Source organism: Microbacterium sp. BR1, from assembly GCF_002812725.1.
GTDB lineage: Bacteria > Actinomycetota > Actinomycetes > Actinomycetales > Microbacteriaceae > Microbacterium.
This window is the reverse complement of the sequence record NZ_NMUN01000003.1, coordinates 272,524-290,598: the sequence shown is the minus strand read 5'-3', so window position 1 is coordinate 290,598 and position 18,075 is coordinate 272,524. Positions and strand designations below refer to the sequence as shown.

The following is an 18,075-nucleotide window of genomic DNA, read 5'->3' as shown; positions in this document are numbered from 1 at the left end:
TCACAATCGCGCCGACCCCGATGGGCCTCGCCTAGGCTCGTGGGAGTGCGTCGAGGTCGACGCCGAAGCACCGCTTCCGCCCGAGACACCTGCACCATCGCGAAAGGCACGCCCATGGCCGGTATCCACCCCGACATCACCTCCGCATTCGGAAACACCCCACTCGTCCGCCTCAACCGCGTGACCGAGGGACTCGGGGGTGTGGTGCTCGCAAAACTGGAGTTCTACAACCCGGTCTCGAGCGTGAAGGACCGCCTGGGTATCGCGATCGTCGATGCGGCCGAGGCATCCGGCGAGCTGAAGCCCGGCGGAACGATCGTCGAGTCCACGAGCGGCAACACCGGTATCGCCCTCGCCATGGTCGGCGCCGCCCGCGGCTACAAGGTGATCCTGACGATGCCCGCCTCGATGTCGAAGGAGCGGCGAATGCTGCTGAAGGCGTTCGGCGCCGAGCTCGTGCTCACCGACCCCACGAAGGGGATGTCGGAGGCCGTCAACGTCGCCAAGCAGATCGTCGCCGACACACCGGGCGCGATCTGGGCCCGCCAGTTCGAGAACGAGGCGAACCCCGCCATCCACCGCAAGACGACCGCCGAAGAGATCCTGCGCGACACCGACGGCGACATCGGATACTTCGTGGCCGGCATCGGCACGGGCGGCACCATCACGGGCGTCGGCCAGGTGCTCAAGGAGCGCGTGCCGGGCGTGCAGATCGTGGCCGTCGAGCCGGCCGACTCCCCCATCCTCACGAAGGGTCACCCCGGCCCGCACAAGATCCAGGGCATCGGCCCGAACTTCGTACCCGAGATCCTCGACCGCGACGTCATCGACGAGGTCATCGACGTCTCGTTCGAAGACACCCTGGAGGTCGCCCGCAAGGTCGCGACCGACGAGGGCATCCTCGTGGGCATGTCCAGTGGCGCCGCCATCTGGGCAGCCCTGCAGATCGCCGCCCGCCCCGAAGCCGCCGGCAAGAACATCGTGGTCATCGTCCCCTCGGCCGGTGAGCGCTACCTCTCCACCGCTCTCTACGAGCACCTGCGCGAGGACTGACGTGGGCCTGCGTTCCGCCTGGCTGAGCGTCCGCGAGGATGTCGCGGCCGCTCGCCTGCGGGATCCCGCGGCACGCGGTGACCTCGAGATCGCCCTGCTGTATCCGGGGCTCCATGCCGTGTGGGCCTATCGCATCCATCACCGCCTGTGGGTGCGGGGCGCGAAGTTCCTGGCGCGCGCGCTGTCGCAGCTCACGCGGTGGTTGACCGGCATCGAGATCCACCCCGGCGCGCGACTCGGACGCCGCTTCTTCATCGACCACGGCATGGGCGTCGTGATCGGCGAGACCGTCGAGGCGGGCGACGACGTCATGCTGTACCACGGCGTGACGCTCGGCGGCCGCCAGCGCGAGGGCGGCAAGCGGCACCCCACCCTCGGCGACCGTGTGGTCGTCGGGGCCGGCGCGAAGATCCTCGGACCCGTCACGATCGGCGACGACTCGGCGGTCGGCGCCAACGCCGTCGTCACCCGCGACGCACCCGCGAACTCGGTGCTCGTCGGCATACCGGCCAAAGCTCGTGCCCGTCGCCCCGGAGAAGACACCCGCGCGCTGCTGACCGCACCGGAATACTCGATCTGATCCGTCCCGCCCACCCCCGCGACACACCGAACGACTGATATACCAGCTACGGGTGAACACGTAGCGTGAAGTGGTGACTTCGCCGACTCCTTCCGCGGCCGCGCCGCCACCATCCTCCACCCCTGGCCCCGCCCTCGCGATGCAGCTGATCGGCCTCGTCAAGCGATTCGGCGAGAAGACCGCGGTCGATCAGCTCGACCTCGTGGTTCCCGAGGGGTCTTTCTACGGTCTGGTCGGACCGAACGGAGCGGGCAAGACCACCACGCTCTCGATGGCGACGGGGCTCCTGCGACCCGATGCCGGACGGGCTTTCATCCACGGAGTGGACGTGTGGGCGGAGCCCGTCCGCGCCAAGGCGATGATCGGCAACCTCGCCGACGGCGTGCGCCTTTTCGACCGGCTGACGGGTGAGCAGCTGGTGACGTACACCGGCATGATGTTCGGCCTGTCGCACGCAGAGGTCGCGGCCCGCACGGCAGACCTGCTCCGGATCATGGACCTGACCCCGGCCGCCGGAACACCCGTCGTCGACTACTCGGCCGGCATGACCAAGAAGATCGCCCTGGCCTGCGCGCTCGTCCACGCCCCCCGCATCCTCGTCCTCGATGAACCGTTCGAGTCCGTCGACCCGGTTTCGGCCGCAAACATCGAGGACATCCTGCGCGACTACACGAAGGGTGGCGGCACGGTGATCGTGTCGAGCCACTCGATGGACCTCGTGCAGCGGATGTGCGACCACGTCGCCGTCATCGCGGCCGGGCGCGTCCTCGCCGCCGGCACGGTCGCCGAGGTGCGCGGCGACGCGACCCTGCAGGACCGCTTCGTCGAACTCGTCGGCGGTCGTCACCACACGGAGGGCCCCGAGTGGTTGCGACTCTCCTGAGGATCCGGTTCCGCGTCCTCGGCAACACTCTCTCCCGCCATCCGTGGCAGCTCGTCGGGTTCATCTTCGGGACGCTCTGGGCCATCGGCGCCGTCGGCCTGATCGCGCTCGGGCTGTTCTTCGTCGGTGCCCTCGGCCTCGAGGTGACACGGCTCGTGCTGATCGCGGGTGGTGGCCTGCTGACGCTCGGCTGGGTGCTCGCACCCGTCTTCGCGGCGGGCATCGACACGACCCTCGATCCGTCCCGTCTCGCGACGTTCCCGCTCACCACGGGACGGATGATGGTGGCGCTGACGGCCGCGGGACTGACCGGCGTCCCCGGCCTCGCCACGGTGCTCGGGGGTCTCGCCAGCCTCGTCGCCTGGTGGCGGTGGCCGATCGCTCTCGCGGCGGCCGTCGTCTGCGTTCCCCTCGGCATCCTGCTCTGTGTCATCGCATCCCGCACCTTCGCCGCGATCGCCGGCGGGATGACGGGCGGTCGGCGCATCCGCGAGGTGATCGGCATGGTCGCCTTCATCGTGCTCATCCTCGCGGGACCGATCATCGCCGGAATCGGCGGGCTGATCCGGGCGGCCTCGGGGCCGTCCGACGATCTGAGCGCGCTCGGCGGCGTGCTCGAAACGGTCTCGTGGACTCCCCTCGCGGCCGCGTGGTCGGCGCCGGGCGATCTCGCCTCCGGTGCACCGCTCGTCGCGGGCGCCAAGCTGCTGATCGCCATCGGCAGCATCGCGCTCCTGTGGTTCATCTGGTATCGCAGCCTCTCCGCGTCCCTCATCGCGCCCCCGGCACGCGGCGGACGCCAGGTGGCGGCCGGAAAGCTCGGATGGTTCGGTCGCCTGCCGACCGGCGGAACGGGCGCCAGCTGGGCCCGGTCCCTCACCTACTGGGTGCACGACCCGCGATATCTGCGACAGCTCATCACCGTGCCACTCGTGCCCGTGCTCGTCGTGTTCTGGGCGCGCGGCGACATGTCCAACACGTTCATCGCCTTCAGCGCCACGTTCGTCGCCTTCGTGCTCGGAATCGTGCCGTACGCGGACGTGTCGTACGACGGCACGGCTTTCGGAACGATCGTCGCGACCGGTGTGCGCGGACGTGCCGACCGGCTCGGGCGTATGCTGGGCGCCGCTACCGTCGGGCTTCCGCTGGTCGTCGTCACGGCGGTCGTGACGATCGCCATCACGGGCGACTGGCACCTGGCCCCCGCGATCATCGGGTCGGCGATCGGCATGCTCCTCACGGCATACGGCGTCTGCGCCGTGAGCTCGGCCTACCTGATCGTGCCGGTTCCCGCGCCGGGCGACAACCCGTTCAAGCGGGTTCCCGGCGCAACTTTCTCGATCTTCCTGGGCTTCCTGGGCGTGTGGGTGCTGGCGGCCCTGCTGGCGGCACCCGAGATCGTGCTGGCCGTCCTGGTCGCCGTCACGGGCGACACGCTCTTCGGATGGCTCGCGCTGATCGTGGGAGTGGTGCTCGGCGTCGTGTTCTTCATCCTCGGCATCCAGATCGGCGGGCGCATCCTCGACCGGACCGCGCCGGACCTCCTGCTGCGCGTGCGAGCTGCGTCGGGTTCCTAGACCCGGGCCGGCAAGCCCCCCTCAGCGAGGGCTCGGCGCCAAACTCCTCGCGAGAGGACGCAACATGCCGCGCGGTCAGTTCATCGCGCGGCATGTTGCGTCCGTTCGCGGGGTCGACTCGGCGCGAATCGGGCCTCGAAGGGTTCAGGGGCGGGACTCGCGCGCCTCGCCGACCTTCTTCTTGAGGAAGATCATGGGCAGGAAGAGCGTCGCGAGCGCCGTGATCAGCCAGACGACGACGGGCGCGAGAACCCACGAGATCGCATCCGTGATGCGCAGGCCCCCGATCGGCAGGAGGACGACGACGAGCAGGGCCACGAAGGTCGACACGATGCCGATGCCGCCGAGCAGTGTCGGCGCATACCGGCGGGCCATCTTCGCGATCCAGGGCGCGAGCACGCTCTGCAGCACCGCGAAGATCAGCACGCAGATGACGAAGCCCCACCACTCGTGCCACTGGATCTGAAAACCGGGCAGCACCCAGTCGGCGACGAGGAGCCCCAGGGCGGCCGACAGGACGAAGATGAGGCTGCGGATGACGAAGGCGATCACGTGGCGACCCTATCGCGTCAAAGCATGACCTGCCCAGGCGGGACGTGCTGCGCGAACGGTCGCGACTCGCCGTGTGCCACGGTGCTCGTGCGGCGTGTCGCGACCGTTCGGAGGGTTGCCGACGGCGAGCGCGCGGCGCGCCGGTCGGGCGGAGGTATCAGGTGCCGAGAGAGGCGAGGCGCTCTTCCTCGTCCGCCGCGATGCAGGAGTCGATCACGGGGCCGAGGGCACCGTCCATCACCTGGTCGAGGTTGTACGCCTTGTAGCCCGTCCTGTGGTCCGCGATGCGGTTCTCGGGGAAGTTGTAGGTGCGGATGCGTTCGGAGCGATCCATCCCGCGGATCTGCGACTTGCGGGCATCGGATGCCGCGGCCGCGATCTCTTCCTGCTGCCGCGCGAGGATGCGGGCGCGCAGGACGCGCATGCCGGCCTCGCGGTTCTGCAGCTGCGACTTCTCGTTCTGCATCGACACGACGATGCCCGTCGGGAGGTGCGTGATGCGCACGGCCGAGTCGGTCGTGTTGACCGACTGACCACCGGGACCGGACGAGCGGAACACGTCGATCTTGAGGTCGTACTGATTGATCTCGACCTCGTCGGGCTCATCGACCTCGGGGAACACCAGCACACCGGTCGTCGACGTGTGGATGCGCCCCTGCGACTCGGTCGCGGGCACCCGCTGCACGCGGTGGACGCCACCCTCGTACTTCAGGTGCGCCCAGACGCCCTGCGCGGGATCGGCCGAGGATCCCTTGATCGCGACCTGCACGTCTTTATATCCACCGAGGTCCGATTCGGTGCGCTCGAGCAGCTCGGTCTTCCAGCCCTTGGACGCGGCGTACTGCATGTACATCCGCAGCAGATCCGCCGCGAAGAGGGCGCTCTCGGCACCGCCCTCGCCGCCCTTGATCTCCATGATCACGTCGCGCGCATCGTCGGGGTCGCGCGGAATCAGCAGGCGACGCAGGCGCTCCTGCGCCGCGTCGACCCGCTCTTCGAGTCCGGGAACCTCTTCGGCGAACGCCGCATCCTCGCGCGCGAGTTCGCGCGCCGCCGCAAGGTCATCGGATGCCGCGGTCCACGCGTCGTACGCGGCCACGATCCGGCTCAGCTCGGCGTAGCGTCGATTGACGCGCTTGGCACGGCCCGCATCGGCGTGCACGGCGGGGTCGGAGAGTTCCTCCTGCACCCGCCGGTGCTCGTCGATCAGGCCGCGAACGGAGTCGAAGATCCCGGGCTCGGACACAGCGTCCCCGATCAGCGGATGTTGTTGTCGTGCCCGTGGCTGCTGCCGTGCGCGCCCGTCGTGGGCGCCGGGATCGACTTCTGCATCTGCACGAGGAACTCCACGTTCGAGCTCGTCTCTTTGAGCTTGCCGAGCACGACCTCGAGGGCCTGCTGCGGGTCGAGGCCCGCGAGGGCACGTCGCAGCTTCCACGTGATCTTGACCTCGTCGGCCGAGAGCAGCATCTCTTCGCGGCGCGTGGAGGATGCGTTCACGTCGACGGCCGGGAAGATCCGCTTGTCGGCGAGCTGACGCGAGAGGCGCAGCTCGCTGTTGCCCGTTCCCTTGAACTCCTCGAAGATGACCTCGTCCATCTTGGACCCGGTCTCGACGAGCGCGGTCGCGAGGATCGTGAGCGATCCGCCGTTCTCGATGTTGCGCGCGGCACCGAAGAAGCGCTTGGGCGGGTACAGCGCCGAAGCATCCACACCACCGCTCAGCACGCGACCCGAGGTCGGCGCCGAGATGTTGTAGGCACGGCCGAGGCGCGTGATCGAGTCGAGCAGCACGACGACGTCGTGACCGAGCTCGACCAGGCGCTTGGCACGCTCGATGGCGAGCTCGGCAACCGTCGTGTGGTCTTCGGCGGGGCGGTCGAACGTCGAGGCGATGACCTCTCCGCGGACCGTCCGCTGCATGTCGGTGACCTCTTCGGGGCGCTCGTCGACGAGCACGACCATGAGGTGGACCTCGGGGTTGTTCGTCGCGATCGCGTTGGCGATCTGCTGCAGCACGATCGTCTTGCCGGCCTTCGGAGGCGCGACGATGAGGCCGCGCTGGCCCTTGCCGATGGGCGCGACGAGGTCGATGATGCGCTGCGTCAGCTTCTCGGGCGCCGTCTCGAGGCGCAGGCGGTCCTGCGGGTAGAGCGGCGTGAGCTTGCCGAACTCGACACGCGTCGCCGCGTCTTCGACCGACAGGCCGTTGATCGCGTCGACCTTGACCAGGGCGTTGTACTTCTGACGCCCCTGGTGCTCGCCCTCGCGCGGCTGCTTGATCGCGCCGACGACGGCGTCGCCCTTGCGCAGGTTGTACTTCTTGACCTGGCCGAGCGAGACATAGACGTCGCTCGGGCCGGGCAGGTAGCCGGATGTGCGCACGAACGCGTAGTTGTCGAGGACATCGAGGATGCCGGCGATCGGGATGAGAACGTCGTCGTCGCCGATCTCGGTCTCGAACTCGTCCATCGGCGTGCCGGGCGAGCGCTTGGTGCGACCGCGGCCTCGGCCGCGTCCGCCCTGCGTGTTGTCGTCGTCGTCCACGGGGCCGTTGTTCTGGGCCTGCGCGTTCTGACCACGCTGCGGGTTCTGTCCACGCTGGTTCTGGTTGCCCTGGTTCTGACCGGCCTGGGCGTTCTGGCTGCCCTGGTTCTGGTCGCCCTTGGCCTGACGGCCCTGGTTCTGGCCGCCCTGATTCTGATTGCCCTGGCCGGCCTGGTCTGTCTGAGCGGGCTGGCCGTCCTGGCCGTCCTGCGCATCACGACCACCGCGGCTGCGGTTGCGGTTGCGGTTGCGGCTCCGACGACTTCCCGTCTGCTCGCCGCCCTCGCCATCGGTCTGGGCGCCGCCGTCGTTCTGGGCGTTATCGGTGGACGACGCGGATGCCTCGGTGCCCTCGACGTCGGACCCCGCTGCTGCGGAATCGGACGGCGGCGTGATCGCCGGGGCCTCGTCGGGCGACGGGCTCGCGGCACCCTCGGCCGTCTCGGCACTCGGCTCCGCGGCGGCGGACGAGTCGGAGGCCGAGGCATCCGTCGTCGACGTCAGGGCCGCAGCCGTGAGGGCCGCGGAGACCTGAGCGTCGACCTCGGCGTCGAGCGCGGACTGCGACGTCTTGAGCGTGTGACCGAGCTCTGCGGCCACGGCGATGACGCGCTTGGCGTCCACACCGAAGTCGGCTGCGAGCTCGCGCACGCGACGGCGGTTCGAGGCACGCGACGGCTTCGAAGCGCGCGGCGGCTTCGCGGCGGGCGCCTCGTCCGGTGCGGATGCGTCGGCCGCGGCGGAACCCTGCTCGGGTGCCGACTCGACGGGCGCGGCATCCTGAGACGCCGTTTCCTGAGGAGCGGCGTCCTGAGGAACGGCATCCTGAGGAGCGGCATCCTGAGGCGCCGTTTCCTGAGGAGCGGCGTCCTGAGGTGCCACTTCGGTGGTCTGTGCGCCCTCGGGCGCGATGTCACCGGTCTGCTCACCCTGAATGGGGGTGGCGCCGGTCTGGATCTCGGAGATTGACTCCACGAGTACTCCCTTGCACGTGTGAATGAACACGACTGCATGCGATGTCGCCGCGGCGGACACCCGCCCACGCCGAAAGAATGAAGAAAGATTCGGGGGGCATGCAGTGCTTCGCAGATTGCGATCGGAGGCCAGATTCACCCGGCCGAAAATGGCTGTGTGGCACCCTCCGTGTGTTCCCTCACTGTAGCACCTTTGAAGTCGACGGCCAGCATGAGGGCGTCCCAGGCGGTGTCGGCCTCGCGTGCGACGACGTCGGCGGCTTCGAGGCGCCGCCCCGGACCGTCCGCGAGGACGAGGATGCTCGGACCCGCGCCCGACACGACAGCGGCGAACCCGGCCAAGCGCAGCGCCCGCACGATGCGGAGCGTCTCGGGCATGGCCTCGGCACGGTACTCCTGGTGCAGTCGGTCTTCTGTGGCGGCGAGCAGCAGCTCGGGGCTCTGTGTCAGCGCGGCGATCAGCAGGGCCGATCGCGAGACGTTGAACACGGCATCCTCGCGCGGCACGCTCAACGGTTGCAGGCTGCGGGCGAGGGATGTCGACATCGTGAAGCCGGGGACGAAGACCAGCGGTGCGACGCCGCGGTGGACGAGCAGCTTCTTGTGCTGCGGACCCTCGGGGGTGATCCACGCGATCGTCAGACCGCCGAAGAGAGCGGGGGCGACGTTGTCGGGGTGCCCCTCCAGCTCGGTCGCCAGGCGCAGCAGGTCGTCGTCCGTGACCTCGACCGTGCCTTCGAGGAGCGCGCGGGCGATGACGAGCCCCGACACGACGGCCGCCCCCGAAGAGCCCATGCCGCGCCCGTGCGGGATCGTGTTGTGCGCCTCGAGCCGCAGCCCGGGCATCTCCTGCCCGAACGCCGCGAACGCGTAGGTTATGGCGCGGACGACCAGGTTCGACCCATCCCGTGCGACGTCTTCCGCGCCCTCACCCTCGACGAGAACCTCGAGACCGGGTTCGGGCAGCTCGGTGAAGAGGATTTCGTCGTAGACGCTCAGCGCGAGGCCGAGGGTGTCGAAACCGGGCCCGAGGTTCGCGCTGGTCGCGGGAACGCGGACCACCCGGGTCCGCGGGGCTGCCGTTGTTGTCCGCGGGGCGGGGTCGGTAGCCCGAGGGGCTGTGTTCACGCGGTCGCCCCACTCACGCGATCGACTGGGGGACGAGATCGAGCACGGAGGCGACTTCGGATGTCTCGGCGTCGACCACGATCGGCTCGACCTGTGAACCGTCCTCGCGGCGCAGGGCCCACTGCGGGTCCTTCAGTCCGTGACCCGTGACCGTGAGCACGACGCGCGCCCCCTTCGGGATCACGCCCGCGTCGACCCGGTCGAGCAGACCCGCGACGCTGATCGCCGAGGCGGGCTCGACGAAGATGCCGACCTCGCCCGACAGCAGCTTCTGGGCCGAGAGGATGCGGTCGTCGTCGATCGCGCCGAACCACCCGTCGGTCGCGTCGCGCGCCTCGAGCGCCAGCTCCCACGAGGCGGGGTTGCCGATGCGGATCGCGCTGGCGATGGTCTCGGGGTGACGGACGATCTCACCGCGGACGAGCGGGGCGCTGCCCGCGGCCTGGAAACCGAACATCCGGGGCAGCCGGGTGGAGACGCCGCGGTCGAGCTCTTCGCGGTAACCGCGCGAGTAGGCGGTGTAGTTGCCCGCGTTTCCGACCGGGATGAGGTGGAAGTCGGGGGCATCGCCGAGCTGCTCGACGACCTCGTAGGCGGCCGTCTTCTGGCCCTCGATGCGATCGGGGTTGACCGAGTTGACGAGGTGCACCGGGTAGTTGTCGGCCAGCTCGCGCGCGATCTCGAGGCAGTCGTCGAAGTTGCCGCGGATCTGGATGAGCTTGCCGTTGTGGGCCACGGCCTGACTCAGCTTGCCCATCGCGATCTTGCCCTCGGGCACCAGCACCGCGGCGGTGATGCCCGCGTGGGCGGCGTAGGCCGCGGCGGAGGCCGAGGTGTTGCCGGTGGACGCGCAGATGACGGCCTTGGCGCCGTGCTCGACGGCACGCGACAGGGCGACGGTCATGCCGCGGTCCTTGAAGGACCCGGTCGGGTTCATGCCCTCGAACTTGACCCAGACATCCGTGCCCGTCAGCCGCGAGAGTGCCGGGGCGGGCAGCAGCGGGGTGCCACCCTCGCCCAGGGTGACGACGGTCGACGCGTCGGTGACGCCCAGCCGATCGGCGTATTCGCGGAGGACTCCGCGCCAGAGGTGTGCCATGTCAGTCTCCTTCTACCCGCAGAACCGAGACAACGCGCTCGACCACGCCGCTGGCGGCGAGTCGCGCGACGGTGTCGCTGAGGTCCTGCTCGAGTGCCTTGTGTGTGCCGATCACGATGCGTGCGATGCCGGGGCCGCCGGCGGGGTCCGTCACCACCGTCTGCTCGACGGTCGCGATGGAAACCCGTCCCTCGCTGAGGATCCCGGCGACGGTGGCGAGCACGCCCGTCTCGTCGCTGACCTCGAGCGTGATCTGGTACCGCGTCGTGACGCGGCCGATCGGCAGGATCGGCAGGTTCGCGCGGGTGGACTCCCCCACGCCGACGCCGCCGGCGATGTGGTGGCGCGCGGCCGAGACGACGTCCCCGAGCACAGCGGAGGCGGTCTGCACTCCCCCGGCGCCCGCGCCGTAGAACATCAGGTTCCCGGCGGCCTCGGCCTCGACGAACACGGCGTTGTTGGCGCCGTGGACGCTCGCGAGCGGGTGTGTCCGGGGCACGAGCGCCGGGTAGACACGCACCGAGATCGCGTCCCGGCTGGCGGTGCCGGGTCCGGTGCCGGAGGCATCCTCGATCCGCTCGCAGACCGCGAGGAGCTTGACGACGTAGCCGGCGTGGCGAGCGGACTCGATCAGCGAGGCGTCGATCGACGTGATGCCCTCGCGGTGCACGGTGTCGAGCGGGACGCTCGTGTGGAACGCGAGGCTCGCGAGGATCGCGGCCTTCTGCGCGGCGTCGTAGCCCTCGACATCCGCCGTCGGATCGGCCTCGGCGTAGCCCAGGCGCTGGGCGTCGGCGAGGACGTCCGCGAACTCGGCGCCCTCGGTGTCCATGCGATCGAGGATGTAGTTGGTCGTGCCGTTCACGATGCCCATGATGCGGCGGACGCGGTCACCCGCGAGCGAGTCGCGGAGCGGCCGGATGATCGGGATCGCCCCCGCGGCAGCGGCCTCGTAGTAGACGGATGCGCCGACCTGGTCGGCCGCGTCGAAGATCTCGGTGCCGTGGGTCGCGAGCAGCGCCTTGTTGGCCGTGACGACGTCCGCACCGGACGAGATCGCGTGCAGGATCGACGTGCGCGCGGGCTCGATTCCGCCCATCAGCTCGATGACGATGTCGGAGCCGACGATGAGCGAGTCGGCGTCCGTCGTGAAGAGCTCGCGCGGCAGGTCGACATCGCGCGGCGCGTCGACGTCGCGCACGGCGATGCCGGCGAGCTCGAGTCGCGCACCGGCACGGTCGGCCAGTTCGTCGCCGTGGCGCAGCAGCAGCCCGGCGACCTGCGAGCCCACGGCTCCGGCGCCGAGCAGTGCGACGCGCAGCGTGCGGTAGTCGGTCATCGGTCTCCCCTCCGGCCCGCAAGCCCGGCGTCGCGGGCGAGCAGGTCGTCGATCGTCTCGCCGCGCACGATCACGCGCGACGCTCCGTCCCGAACGGCCACGATCGGCGGCCTCGGAACATGGTTGTAGTTGCTCGCGAGGGCGTAGCAGTACGCCCCCGTCGCGGGCACGGCGAGCAGGTCACCGGGCGCGACATCGGCGGGCAGGTATTCGGCGTCGACCACGATGTCGCCCGATTCGCAGTGCTTGCCGACCACGCGCACGAGCGCGGGCTCGGCCGTGCTCGTGCGGTCGGCGATGCGGGCCGAGAACTGCGCGTCGTAGAGCGCGGGACGCGGATTGTCGCTCATGCCACCGTCGACGCTCACGTAGCGACGCGTGGCTGCAACGCCGGATCTCGCGCCGTCGGATGTCTCGACCGAGACATCCTTCGTCGTCCCGACCTCGTACAGCGTGACACCGGCGGTACCGACGATGCTCCGGCCCGGCTCGAAGGCGAGGAAAGGCACCGGGATGCCGAGCAGCTGCGCCTCGCTCGCGACGACCGAGACGATGCCCTCGGCGAGCTCGGCGATCGGCGTCGGCTCGTCGGCCGAGGTGTAGGCGATGCCGAAGCCCCCGCCGAGATTCAGCACCGGCAGCGGTCCGCCGGGAAGGTCTGCGAGCACGCCGAGCAGGCGTGCGGCGGACGCGCGGAAGCCGTCGGTGCCGAAGATCTGCGATCCGATGTGGCAGTGCAGCCCGACGAGGTTCAGACCCGGCGTCGCGCGCACGCGGGCGACCAGATCCGGGGCGGCCTCGAGACCGAAGCCGAACTTCTGGTCCTCGTGCGAGGTCGCGAGGAAGTGGTGGGTCTCGGCGTGCACTCCGGTGTTGACGCGCAACAGGACGTCCTGTGCGCCGCCGTCTTCCCGGCCGAGGCGGGCGACGATCGCGGCGAGGCGGTCGAGCTCCCACACGCTGTCGATCACGATCGAGCCGATGCCGACCTCGACCGCACGCTCGAGCTCGGTGACGGACTTGTTGTTGCCGTGGAAGCCGAGGTGATCCGCGGGCACGCCGGCGGCGAGAGCGACCTCGAGCTCGCCGCGCGTACAGACGTCGACGCGCAACCCCTCTTCCGTGACCCAGCGCGCGACCTCGGTGGAGAGGAACGCCTTGCCGGCGTAGTACACGCGGGCCTGGGTGCCATGGCGGGCTGCGACATCCTGGAACGCCTCGCGCGTGCGGCGCGCGCGGTCGCGGACCTCGCCCTCGTCGAGCACGAGCACGGGCGTGCCGTACTGCGCCACGAGGTCGCGGACGGCAACGCCGCCCAGTTCGAGTTGGCCGTCGTCACGTCTGCGCGCGGCCGCCGGCCACACATGCTCGGCCAGAGCATTCGCGTCGGCGGGCGGCACGAGCCATCCGGGGGCAAGCGGCGAGGCGACGGACACGGCAGACCAATCGGTGGATTCGGGACGTTCATCGACGCGCGGGCCGACGCAAATCCGCGGGCGGCGGTTTACACACACCACCCCGGCGGTTGCTGAAAGTCTAGGGCACGGGCCGGGTGCGGCCCCCATCCGTCGGACCGCTCGGGCCGGCGCGCACTCGTGTTGCCAGAGAGGCGGGTGGGCGGATGGATCCGTCGGACGCGCCCGGGTCGGGCTCAGCCGCAGACGCCGGAATCGCGCAGGGTCGAATCCACCAGGATCCCGCTGGCGATGTCGAACTGCGCGACGACCTGATGGTCGACCACCGCAACGTCGGTGAGCGTCAGCCCCGCGGGGAGAGACGAGGCGATGCAGACCTGCCACGGCTGCAGTGCGGCGTCGGCGACCGAGCCGAACTGATCGCGCAGTCCCTGCGCATCAGCCGTTGCGCCGGCCAGCGTGAACGATGCGGGCGTGAGGACCAGTGCCCCACCCGCCGCCGACGGGGTCAGCCCCACACCGATCGGAACCGCGACGCCGAACACGTTGAGCTGGACCGTCATGGTCACGTCCGTGCCCGACAGCCCGAGGGACTCCGCCGGAAACCCCTCGACCCCGGAGAGCAGCGTGCGCAGCTGCTCCTGGTCGAGAGAGACGGATGCCTCGGCCGAATCGAGCGGCCCGTCCGCCGTGAGAGGCACGCCGCGCGCGGTCACCTCGACGTCGCCCGTGAAGCCCTGGAGCGAGACATCCTGAGCTTCTATGCGCACCTCGTCGAATCGACCCGAGATCAGCTGCGGGATGACGAGCCCCCCGACCTGCACCTCGGCCTGGTCTGCCGGCACGCCGAGCTCGCTCGCGAGGGCGCTGCGTACACCGCGCTCGACCAGATCCCGCGCCAGCCACTCGCCCGCGAACGCCGCACCGCCGAACAGGACGAGCACCACGCCGAGCGAGACGATCCAGGGCCACAACCGGCGCTTCCGCCGGGGCGGGGGCGCGTCGTCCCAGTACAGGGTTGGCGGCACGTCCGGCGGCGTGGTCATCGCTACATCCGTTCGGGCGCCGAGACGCCGAGCAGGTCGAGGCCGTTGCGCAGGACCTGCCCGGTAGCATCGTTCAGCCACAGGCGGGTGCGGTGGACGGGTTCGATCGGGGCGTCGCCGAGCGGAATGACCCGGCAGTTGTCGTACCAGCGGTGGTAGAGGCCCGCGAGCTCCTCGAGGTACCGGGCGACGCGATGCGGCTCGCGCACCTCGGCCGCGAACCCGACGATGCGCGGGAACTCCTGCAGAGCCCCGAGCAGGGCCGACTCGGTCTCATGCGTCAGCAGCTCGGGCGCGAAGTCGCTGCGGTCGACACCCGAGTCCAGGGCGTTGCGCGCCACGTTGTGCGTGCGCGCGTGGGCGTACTGCACGTAGAAGACCGGGTTGTCGTTCGTGCGCTTGCGCAAGATCTCGGGGTCGAGCGTCAGGGGCGAGTCGGCCGGATACCGCGCCAACGAGTAGCGCAACGCATCCGTTCCGAGCCAGTCGCGCAGGTCGTCGAGCTCGATGATATTGCCGGCGCGCTTGCTGAGGCGTGCGCCGTTGATCGACACGAGCTGGCCGATCAGCACCTCGATGTCCCTGTCGGGGTCATCGCCCGCCGCGCCCGCGAGCGCCTTCAGCCGGTGCACGTAGCCGTGGTGGTCGGCGCCGAGCAGGTAGATCTTGTGCGCGTAGCCGCGGTCGCCCTTGTTGAGGTAGTACGCGGCGTCGGCGGCGAAGTAGGTGTACTCGCCGTCGGACTTGCGGATGACCCGATCCTTGTCGTCGCCGAAGTCGGTCGTGCGCACCCACACCGCACCGTCCGCATCGAAGACGTGACCCTGCGCCCGTAGTCGATCGACGGCCTCGTCGACGAGGCTGGGTCCGCCATCCGCCGGCTTGGCGTGCAGGGTCCGCTCGCTGAACCACACGTCGAAGTGCACGTTGAACTTGACGAGCGAGCTCTGCAGGTCGCCGAGCTGGAGCGCGTAGGCGCGCTCGCGGGCGACGGCGAGCTGCTCGTCGGCGGGAAGATCGAGCAGTCCGGGCTCGACCGCGAGCACGCGCCGGGCGAGATCTTCGACGTACGAGCCCGGGTAGCCGTCCTCGGGCGTGGGCTCACCCTTCGCCGCGGCGAGGACGGATCGACCGAACCTGTCCATCTGGACGCCGGCGTCGTTGATGTAGAACTCGCGCACGATCGTGGCGCCGCTGGCCGCGAGCACGCGTCCCATGGCGTCGCCGAGCGCCGCCCAGCGGGTGTGCCCGATGTGCATGGGACCCGTGGGGTTGGCGCTGACGAACTCGAGGTTGATCGTGTTGCCGCGCTGGGACTCGTTCGTGCCGTAGGCGGCACCGGCCTCGACGATCGTGCGGGCGAGCGACCCGGCCGTGGCGGCATCGAGGGTGATGTTGATGAATCCCGGGCCCGCGACATCCACGCTCTCGATGCCCTCGGCCTGCGCAAGCGCCTCGGCGATCTCGTTCGCGAGCTCGCGCGGGTTCGCCCCGACGAGCTTCGCGAGCTTCAGGGCGGCGTTCGAGGCCCAGTCGCCGTGGTCGCGGTTCTTCGGACGCTCGACCGGCAGGTCAGCCGCGGTGAGTCCGTCGGTCGAACCCGGGCGTCGCGCCTCGGCGAGCGGGCGGACGACGGCGAGCAGGGCGGCGGAGAGATCCTCGGGGTTCATAGCTGGCCCAGTCTAGTTCGGCGTCCGTGTGGGGCCCGCGGTCGCGGAGCCTGTCGAAGCGAGCACCGGATCCGAACGGTCGCGACACGCCGTTCCACACGACTCTGGAACGGCGTGTCGCGACCGTTCGCGGAGGTGGGTCGCGAGCGCCGGGTCAGCCCAGCTGCACGAGCTCGAGGTAGTCGTCGGGGACGGATGCCTGGGCGAACGGGTCTGCGGACGGGTCATCCGCGTTCGCCGGGCCCGCGACATCCGGTACCACCCATGCGTCGACGTGCAGGCGGTCGAGCCCGACCTGCGCGCCGTGGAAGCTGAGGAACGCACAGTCGGCCGCGTCGCGCCCCGTCGCGATGCGCACGAGCGAGCGCCGGTCGGCCAGGCGTGTCGCGTCGATGACGTACCAGGCGCCGTCGAGGTACGCCTCGGCGACGGCGTGGAAGTCCATCGGGGTCAGTCCCGGGGCATAGCAGGCGGCGTATCGGGCGGGCACATCCATCGCCCGCAGCAGCGCGATGACGACGTGGGCGTAGTCGCGGCACACGCCCTGCCCGGTCATGAGCGTCGTGACGGCGCTGTCGGTTCCGAGACTCAGCCCCGGGGTGTAGGTCACCGATTGCTCGACGAAGCGCGTGACCGCGGCGATCAGCTCGGCGCCCGCGAGCCCCGCGAACTGGTGGCGCGCCTGCGAGAACACCTCGTCGGACTGGCAGTAGCGACTCGGACGCAGGTAGATGATGCTGTCGAGCTCGCTCGTCCGCGCGGGCCCCGTCTGCCCCTCGACGATCGCCTCGTACCGCACGCGCAGGGGCCCCGGCTCGCCCGTCAGACGGTGCAGACGGGTGCCGTCCTGGTCGATGATCTCGGTCGGTGTGTACACCAGATCGTCGCGCGTGAACGTCAGGATCTCGCTCGCGAGCGGCACCTGGCGCGCGGTCGTCAGCGAGAAGATCAGGTCGGCGGTGCCGGCCAGATCGAGGTCGAGTTCTGCGGTGACGATGCGCTGCACCGAGACATCCTTGCACGCTCGCGTGACACCCTCGCACGCGGCCGAAACGATGCTCATCCCACAGCAGACGACGGTCCTGGCATCCGCACATGATTCCGTGACTTACCCTCTATGCATGCCTGAAGCTCCCCGCCGTCCGCGCGTGCGCGTCGGCGTGCTCTGGGCCCTCGCCGCGGGCGTCCTCGCGGCCGCCGTCATCGGCGCCTGGCAGCCGTGGCAACGCCCCACACCCGCCGCCGAAGTCGCGGGCGGCGCGGGACTCGCGAACGCCGGGACGGATGCCTCGGCCCCGGCCGCCCTGACCATTCCGTCCGACGCGACGGTGCTCGTGTTCGGCGACTCGTGGACATACGGTTCCGCGGCGAGCGACCCGACTCTCGGCTACGCGTATGAGCTCGGCCGCGTGACCGGGTGGACGACCGTCGTCGACGGTGTGCGCGGTAGCGGATACCTGAGGCCGGGCATCGACGGCCCCTCCTTCGGCGAGCGCATCGCGGCACTCGATTCCGCGTTGGATCCCGACGTGATCATCGTGCAGGGGTCGATCAACGATCGGCTGCTCGTCGCCAAGAACGACTACGCCGGCGCCGTGAACGCGGCCTGGGACGCGCTTTCCGCAACGTATCCGGATGCCTCGATCGTCGTACTGGGGCCGGCCCCTCACGTCCTTCCGGTCGAGAGCGGCACCGCCCTCATCGACTCGGAACTCTCACGCTTGGCCGCCGAACGCGGCTGGTGGTACATCTCCCCCATCGACGACACGTGGATCGTCGCGTCGAACTATTTCGACGTCATCGATACGGGCGTCGGCAGGAATCATCCGTCCACCGCCGGTCACGCGTATCTCGCGGAGCGATTGGCGCAGGCGCTCGCCGAGCGGATGGCTGTGGTCGAGGCCGTCGCCGAGACCCCCGCCCCGACAGACGGCTGAGGATCGGGTCACGCCGAGAGGCACGAGGGAGCCCGTCGCCGGGTGATAACCTCGATCGGTACGCCTCCGTAGCTCAGGGGATAGAGCGTTGGTTTCCGGTACCAAAGGTCGCTGGTTCGATTCCAGTCGGGGGCACAGACCGGGGCAAGGGATCGCGGGTCATTTCGACCTCGCGGTCCCTTTCTCGTGACAACAGCGTGACAGCATTCGTGGCGCGTTTCGCCTGATGCAGCGCCCCCGCGACATCGTCGAGATCATGGTCGAACAGGTCCGCG

The 18,075-nt window shown here is 69.9% G+C and carries 15 protein-coding genes and 1 tRNA gene; 6 read left to right on the top strand and 10 right to left on the bottom strand.

The window, feature by feature from the left end:
* Positions 1 to 114 precede the first annotated feature (114 nt).
* The 4 genes from cysK (at position 115) to CGU35_RS04005 (ending at position 4,093) form a co-directional block, all read left to right on the top strand.
* Positions 115 to 1,053: a cysteine synthase A gene (gene cysK, locus CGU35_RS04020; protein WP_100810310.1), complete on the top strand. Its 939-nt coding sequence runs from the start codon at positions 115 to 117 to the stop codon at positions 1,051 to 1,053.
* Between the two features lies 1 nt (position 1,054).
* Positions 1,055 to 1,633 (top strand): serine O-acetyltransferase EpsC, encoded by a 579-nt coding sequence (epsC, locus tag CGU35_RS04015; RefSeq protein WP_100810309.1) that lies wholly within the window; start codon positions 1,055 to 1,057, stop codon positions 1,631 to 1,633.
* A gap of 139 nt (positions 1,634 to 1,772) precedes the next feature.
* Positions 1,773 to 2,516 carry an ABC transporter ATP-binding protein gene (locus CGU35_RS04010; RefSeq protein ID WP_100810308.1) on the top strand — a complete coding sequence of 248 codons (744 nt, stop codon included), beginning with the start codon at positions 1,773 to 1,775 and terminating at the stop codon, positions 2,514 to 2,516.
* The gene (locus CGU35_RS04005; protein ID WP_100810307.1) at positions 2,498 to 4,093 is read left to right on the top strand and encodes a hypothetical protein; all 1,596 of its coding nucleotides are present in this window, start codon (positions 2,498 to 2,500) and stop codon (positions 4,091 to 4,093) included. The genes CGU35_RS04010 and CGU35_RS04005 overlap by 19 nt, the downstream gene beginning before the upstream one ends.
* A gap of 144 nt (positions 4,094 to 4,237) precedes the next feature.
* Here CGU35_RS04005 and CGU35_RS04000 read toward each other — a convergent pair whose 3' ends face one another.
* The 10 genes from CGU35_RS04000 to CGU35_RS03955 form a co-directional block, all read right to left on the bottom strand.
* Positions 4,238 to 4,645 (bottom strand): phage holin family protein, encoded by a 408-nt coding sequence (locus tag CGU35_RS04000; protein WP_100810306.1) that lies wholly within the window; start codon positions 4,643 to 4,645, stop codon positions 4,238 to 4,240.
* Positions 4,646 to 4,802: 157 nt separating this feature from the next.
* Positions 4,803 to 5,876, bottom strand: a complete 1,074-nt coding sequence (gene prfA / locus CGU35_RS03995) for a peptide chain release factor 1 (RefSeq protein WP_100810383.1) — start codon at positions 5,874 to 5,876, stop codon at positions 4,803 to 4,805.
* A 26-nt stretch (positions 5,877 to 5,902) separates the two neighbouring features.
* Entirely contained in the window at positions 5,903 to 8,167 is a 2,265-nt protein-coding gene (gene rho, locus CGU35_RS03990) for a transcription termination factor Rho (RefSeq protein ID WP_232711137.1), read from the bottom strand.
* 134 nt (positions 8,168 to 8,301) lie between these two features.
* Positions 8,302 to 9,228, bottom strand: a complete 927-nt coding sequence (gene thrB / locus CGU35_RS03985; RefSeq protein ID WP_232711136.1) for a homoserine kinase — start codon at positions 9,226 to 9,228, stop codon at positions 8,302 to 8,304.
* A 79-nt stretch (positions 9,229 to 9,307) separates the two neighbouring features.
* Complete coding sequence (thrC, locus tag CGU35_RS03980) at positions 9,308 to 10,393, bottom strand: threonine synthase (protein ID WP_100810304.1); 1,086 nt, start codon at positions 10,391 to 10,393, stop codon at positions 9,308 to 9,310.
* A 1-nt stretch (position 10,394) separates the two neighbouring features.
* A complete protein-coding gene (locus tag CGU35_RS03975) occupies positions 10,395 to 11,732 on the bottom strand; it encodes a homoserine dehydrogenase (protein WP_100810303.1) in 1,338 nt (445 codons plus the stop codon).
* Positions 11,729 to 13,168: a diaminopimelate decarboxylase gene (gene lysA, locus CGU35_RS03970; protein WP_100810302.1), complete on the bottom strand. Its 1,440-nt coding sequence runs from the start codon at positions 13,166 to 13,168 to the stop codon at positions 11,729 to 11,731. Before lysA ends, CGU35_RS03975 begins: the two co-directional genes overlap by 4 nt.
* Before the next feature lie 215 nt (positions 13,169 to 13,383).
* The gene (locus CGU35_RS03965) at positions 13,384 to 14,193 is read right to left on the bottom strand and encodes an LmeA family phospholipid-binding protein (RefSeq protein ID WP_100810301.1); all 810 of its coding nucleotides are present in this window, start codon (positions 14,191 to 14,193) and stop codon (positions 13,384 to 13,386) included.
* 2 nt (positions 14,194 to 14,195) lie between these two features.
* Positions 14,196 to 15,863, bottom strand: a complete 1,668-nt coding sequence (argS, locus tag CGU35_RS03960) for an arginine--tRNA ligase (RefSeq protein ID WP_100810300.1) — start codon at positions 15,861 to 15,863, stop codon at positions 14,196 to 14,198.
* A 154-nt stretch (positions 15,864 to 16,017) separates the two neighbouring features.
* Positions 16,018 to 16,869: a transglutaminase-like domain-containing protein gene (locus CGU35_RS03955; RefSeq protein ID WP_100810381.1), complete on the bottom strand. Its 852-nt coding sequence runs from the start codon at positions 16,867 to 16,869 to the stop codon at positions 16,018 to 16,020.
* A gap of 115 nt (positions 16,870 to 16,984) precedes the next feature.
* Here CGU35_RS03955 and CGU35_RS03950 point away from each other — a divergent pair, with 115 nt between their 5' ends.
* Positions 16,985 to 17,800, top strand: coding sequence for an SGNH/GDSL hydrolase family protein (locus CGU35_RS03950; protein ID WP_100810299.1), 816 nt, complete (start codon positions 16,985 to 16,987; stop codon positions 17,798 to 17,800).
* A 62-nt stretch (positions 17,801 to 17,862) separates the two neighbouring features.
* Positions 17,863 to 17,935, top strand: a tRNA-Arg gene (locus CGU35_RS03945).
* Positions 17,936 to 18,075: the final 140 nt, after the last annotated feature.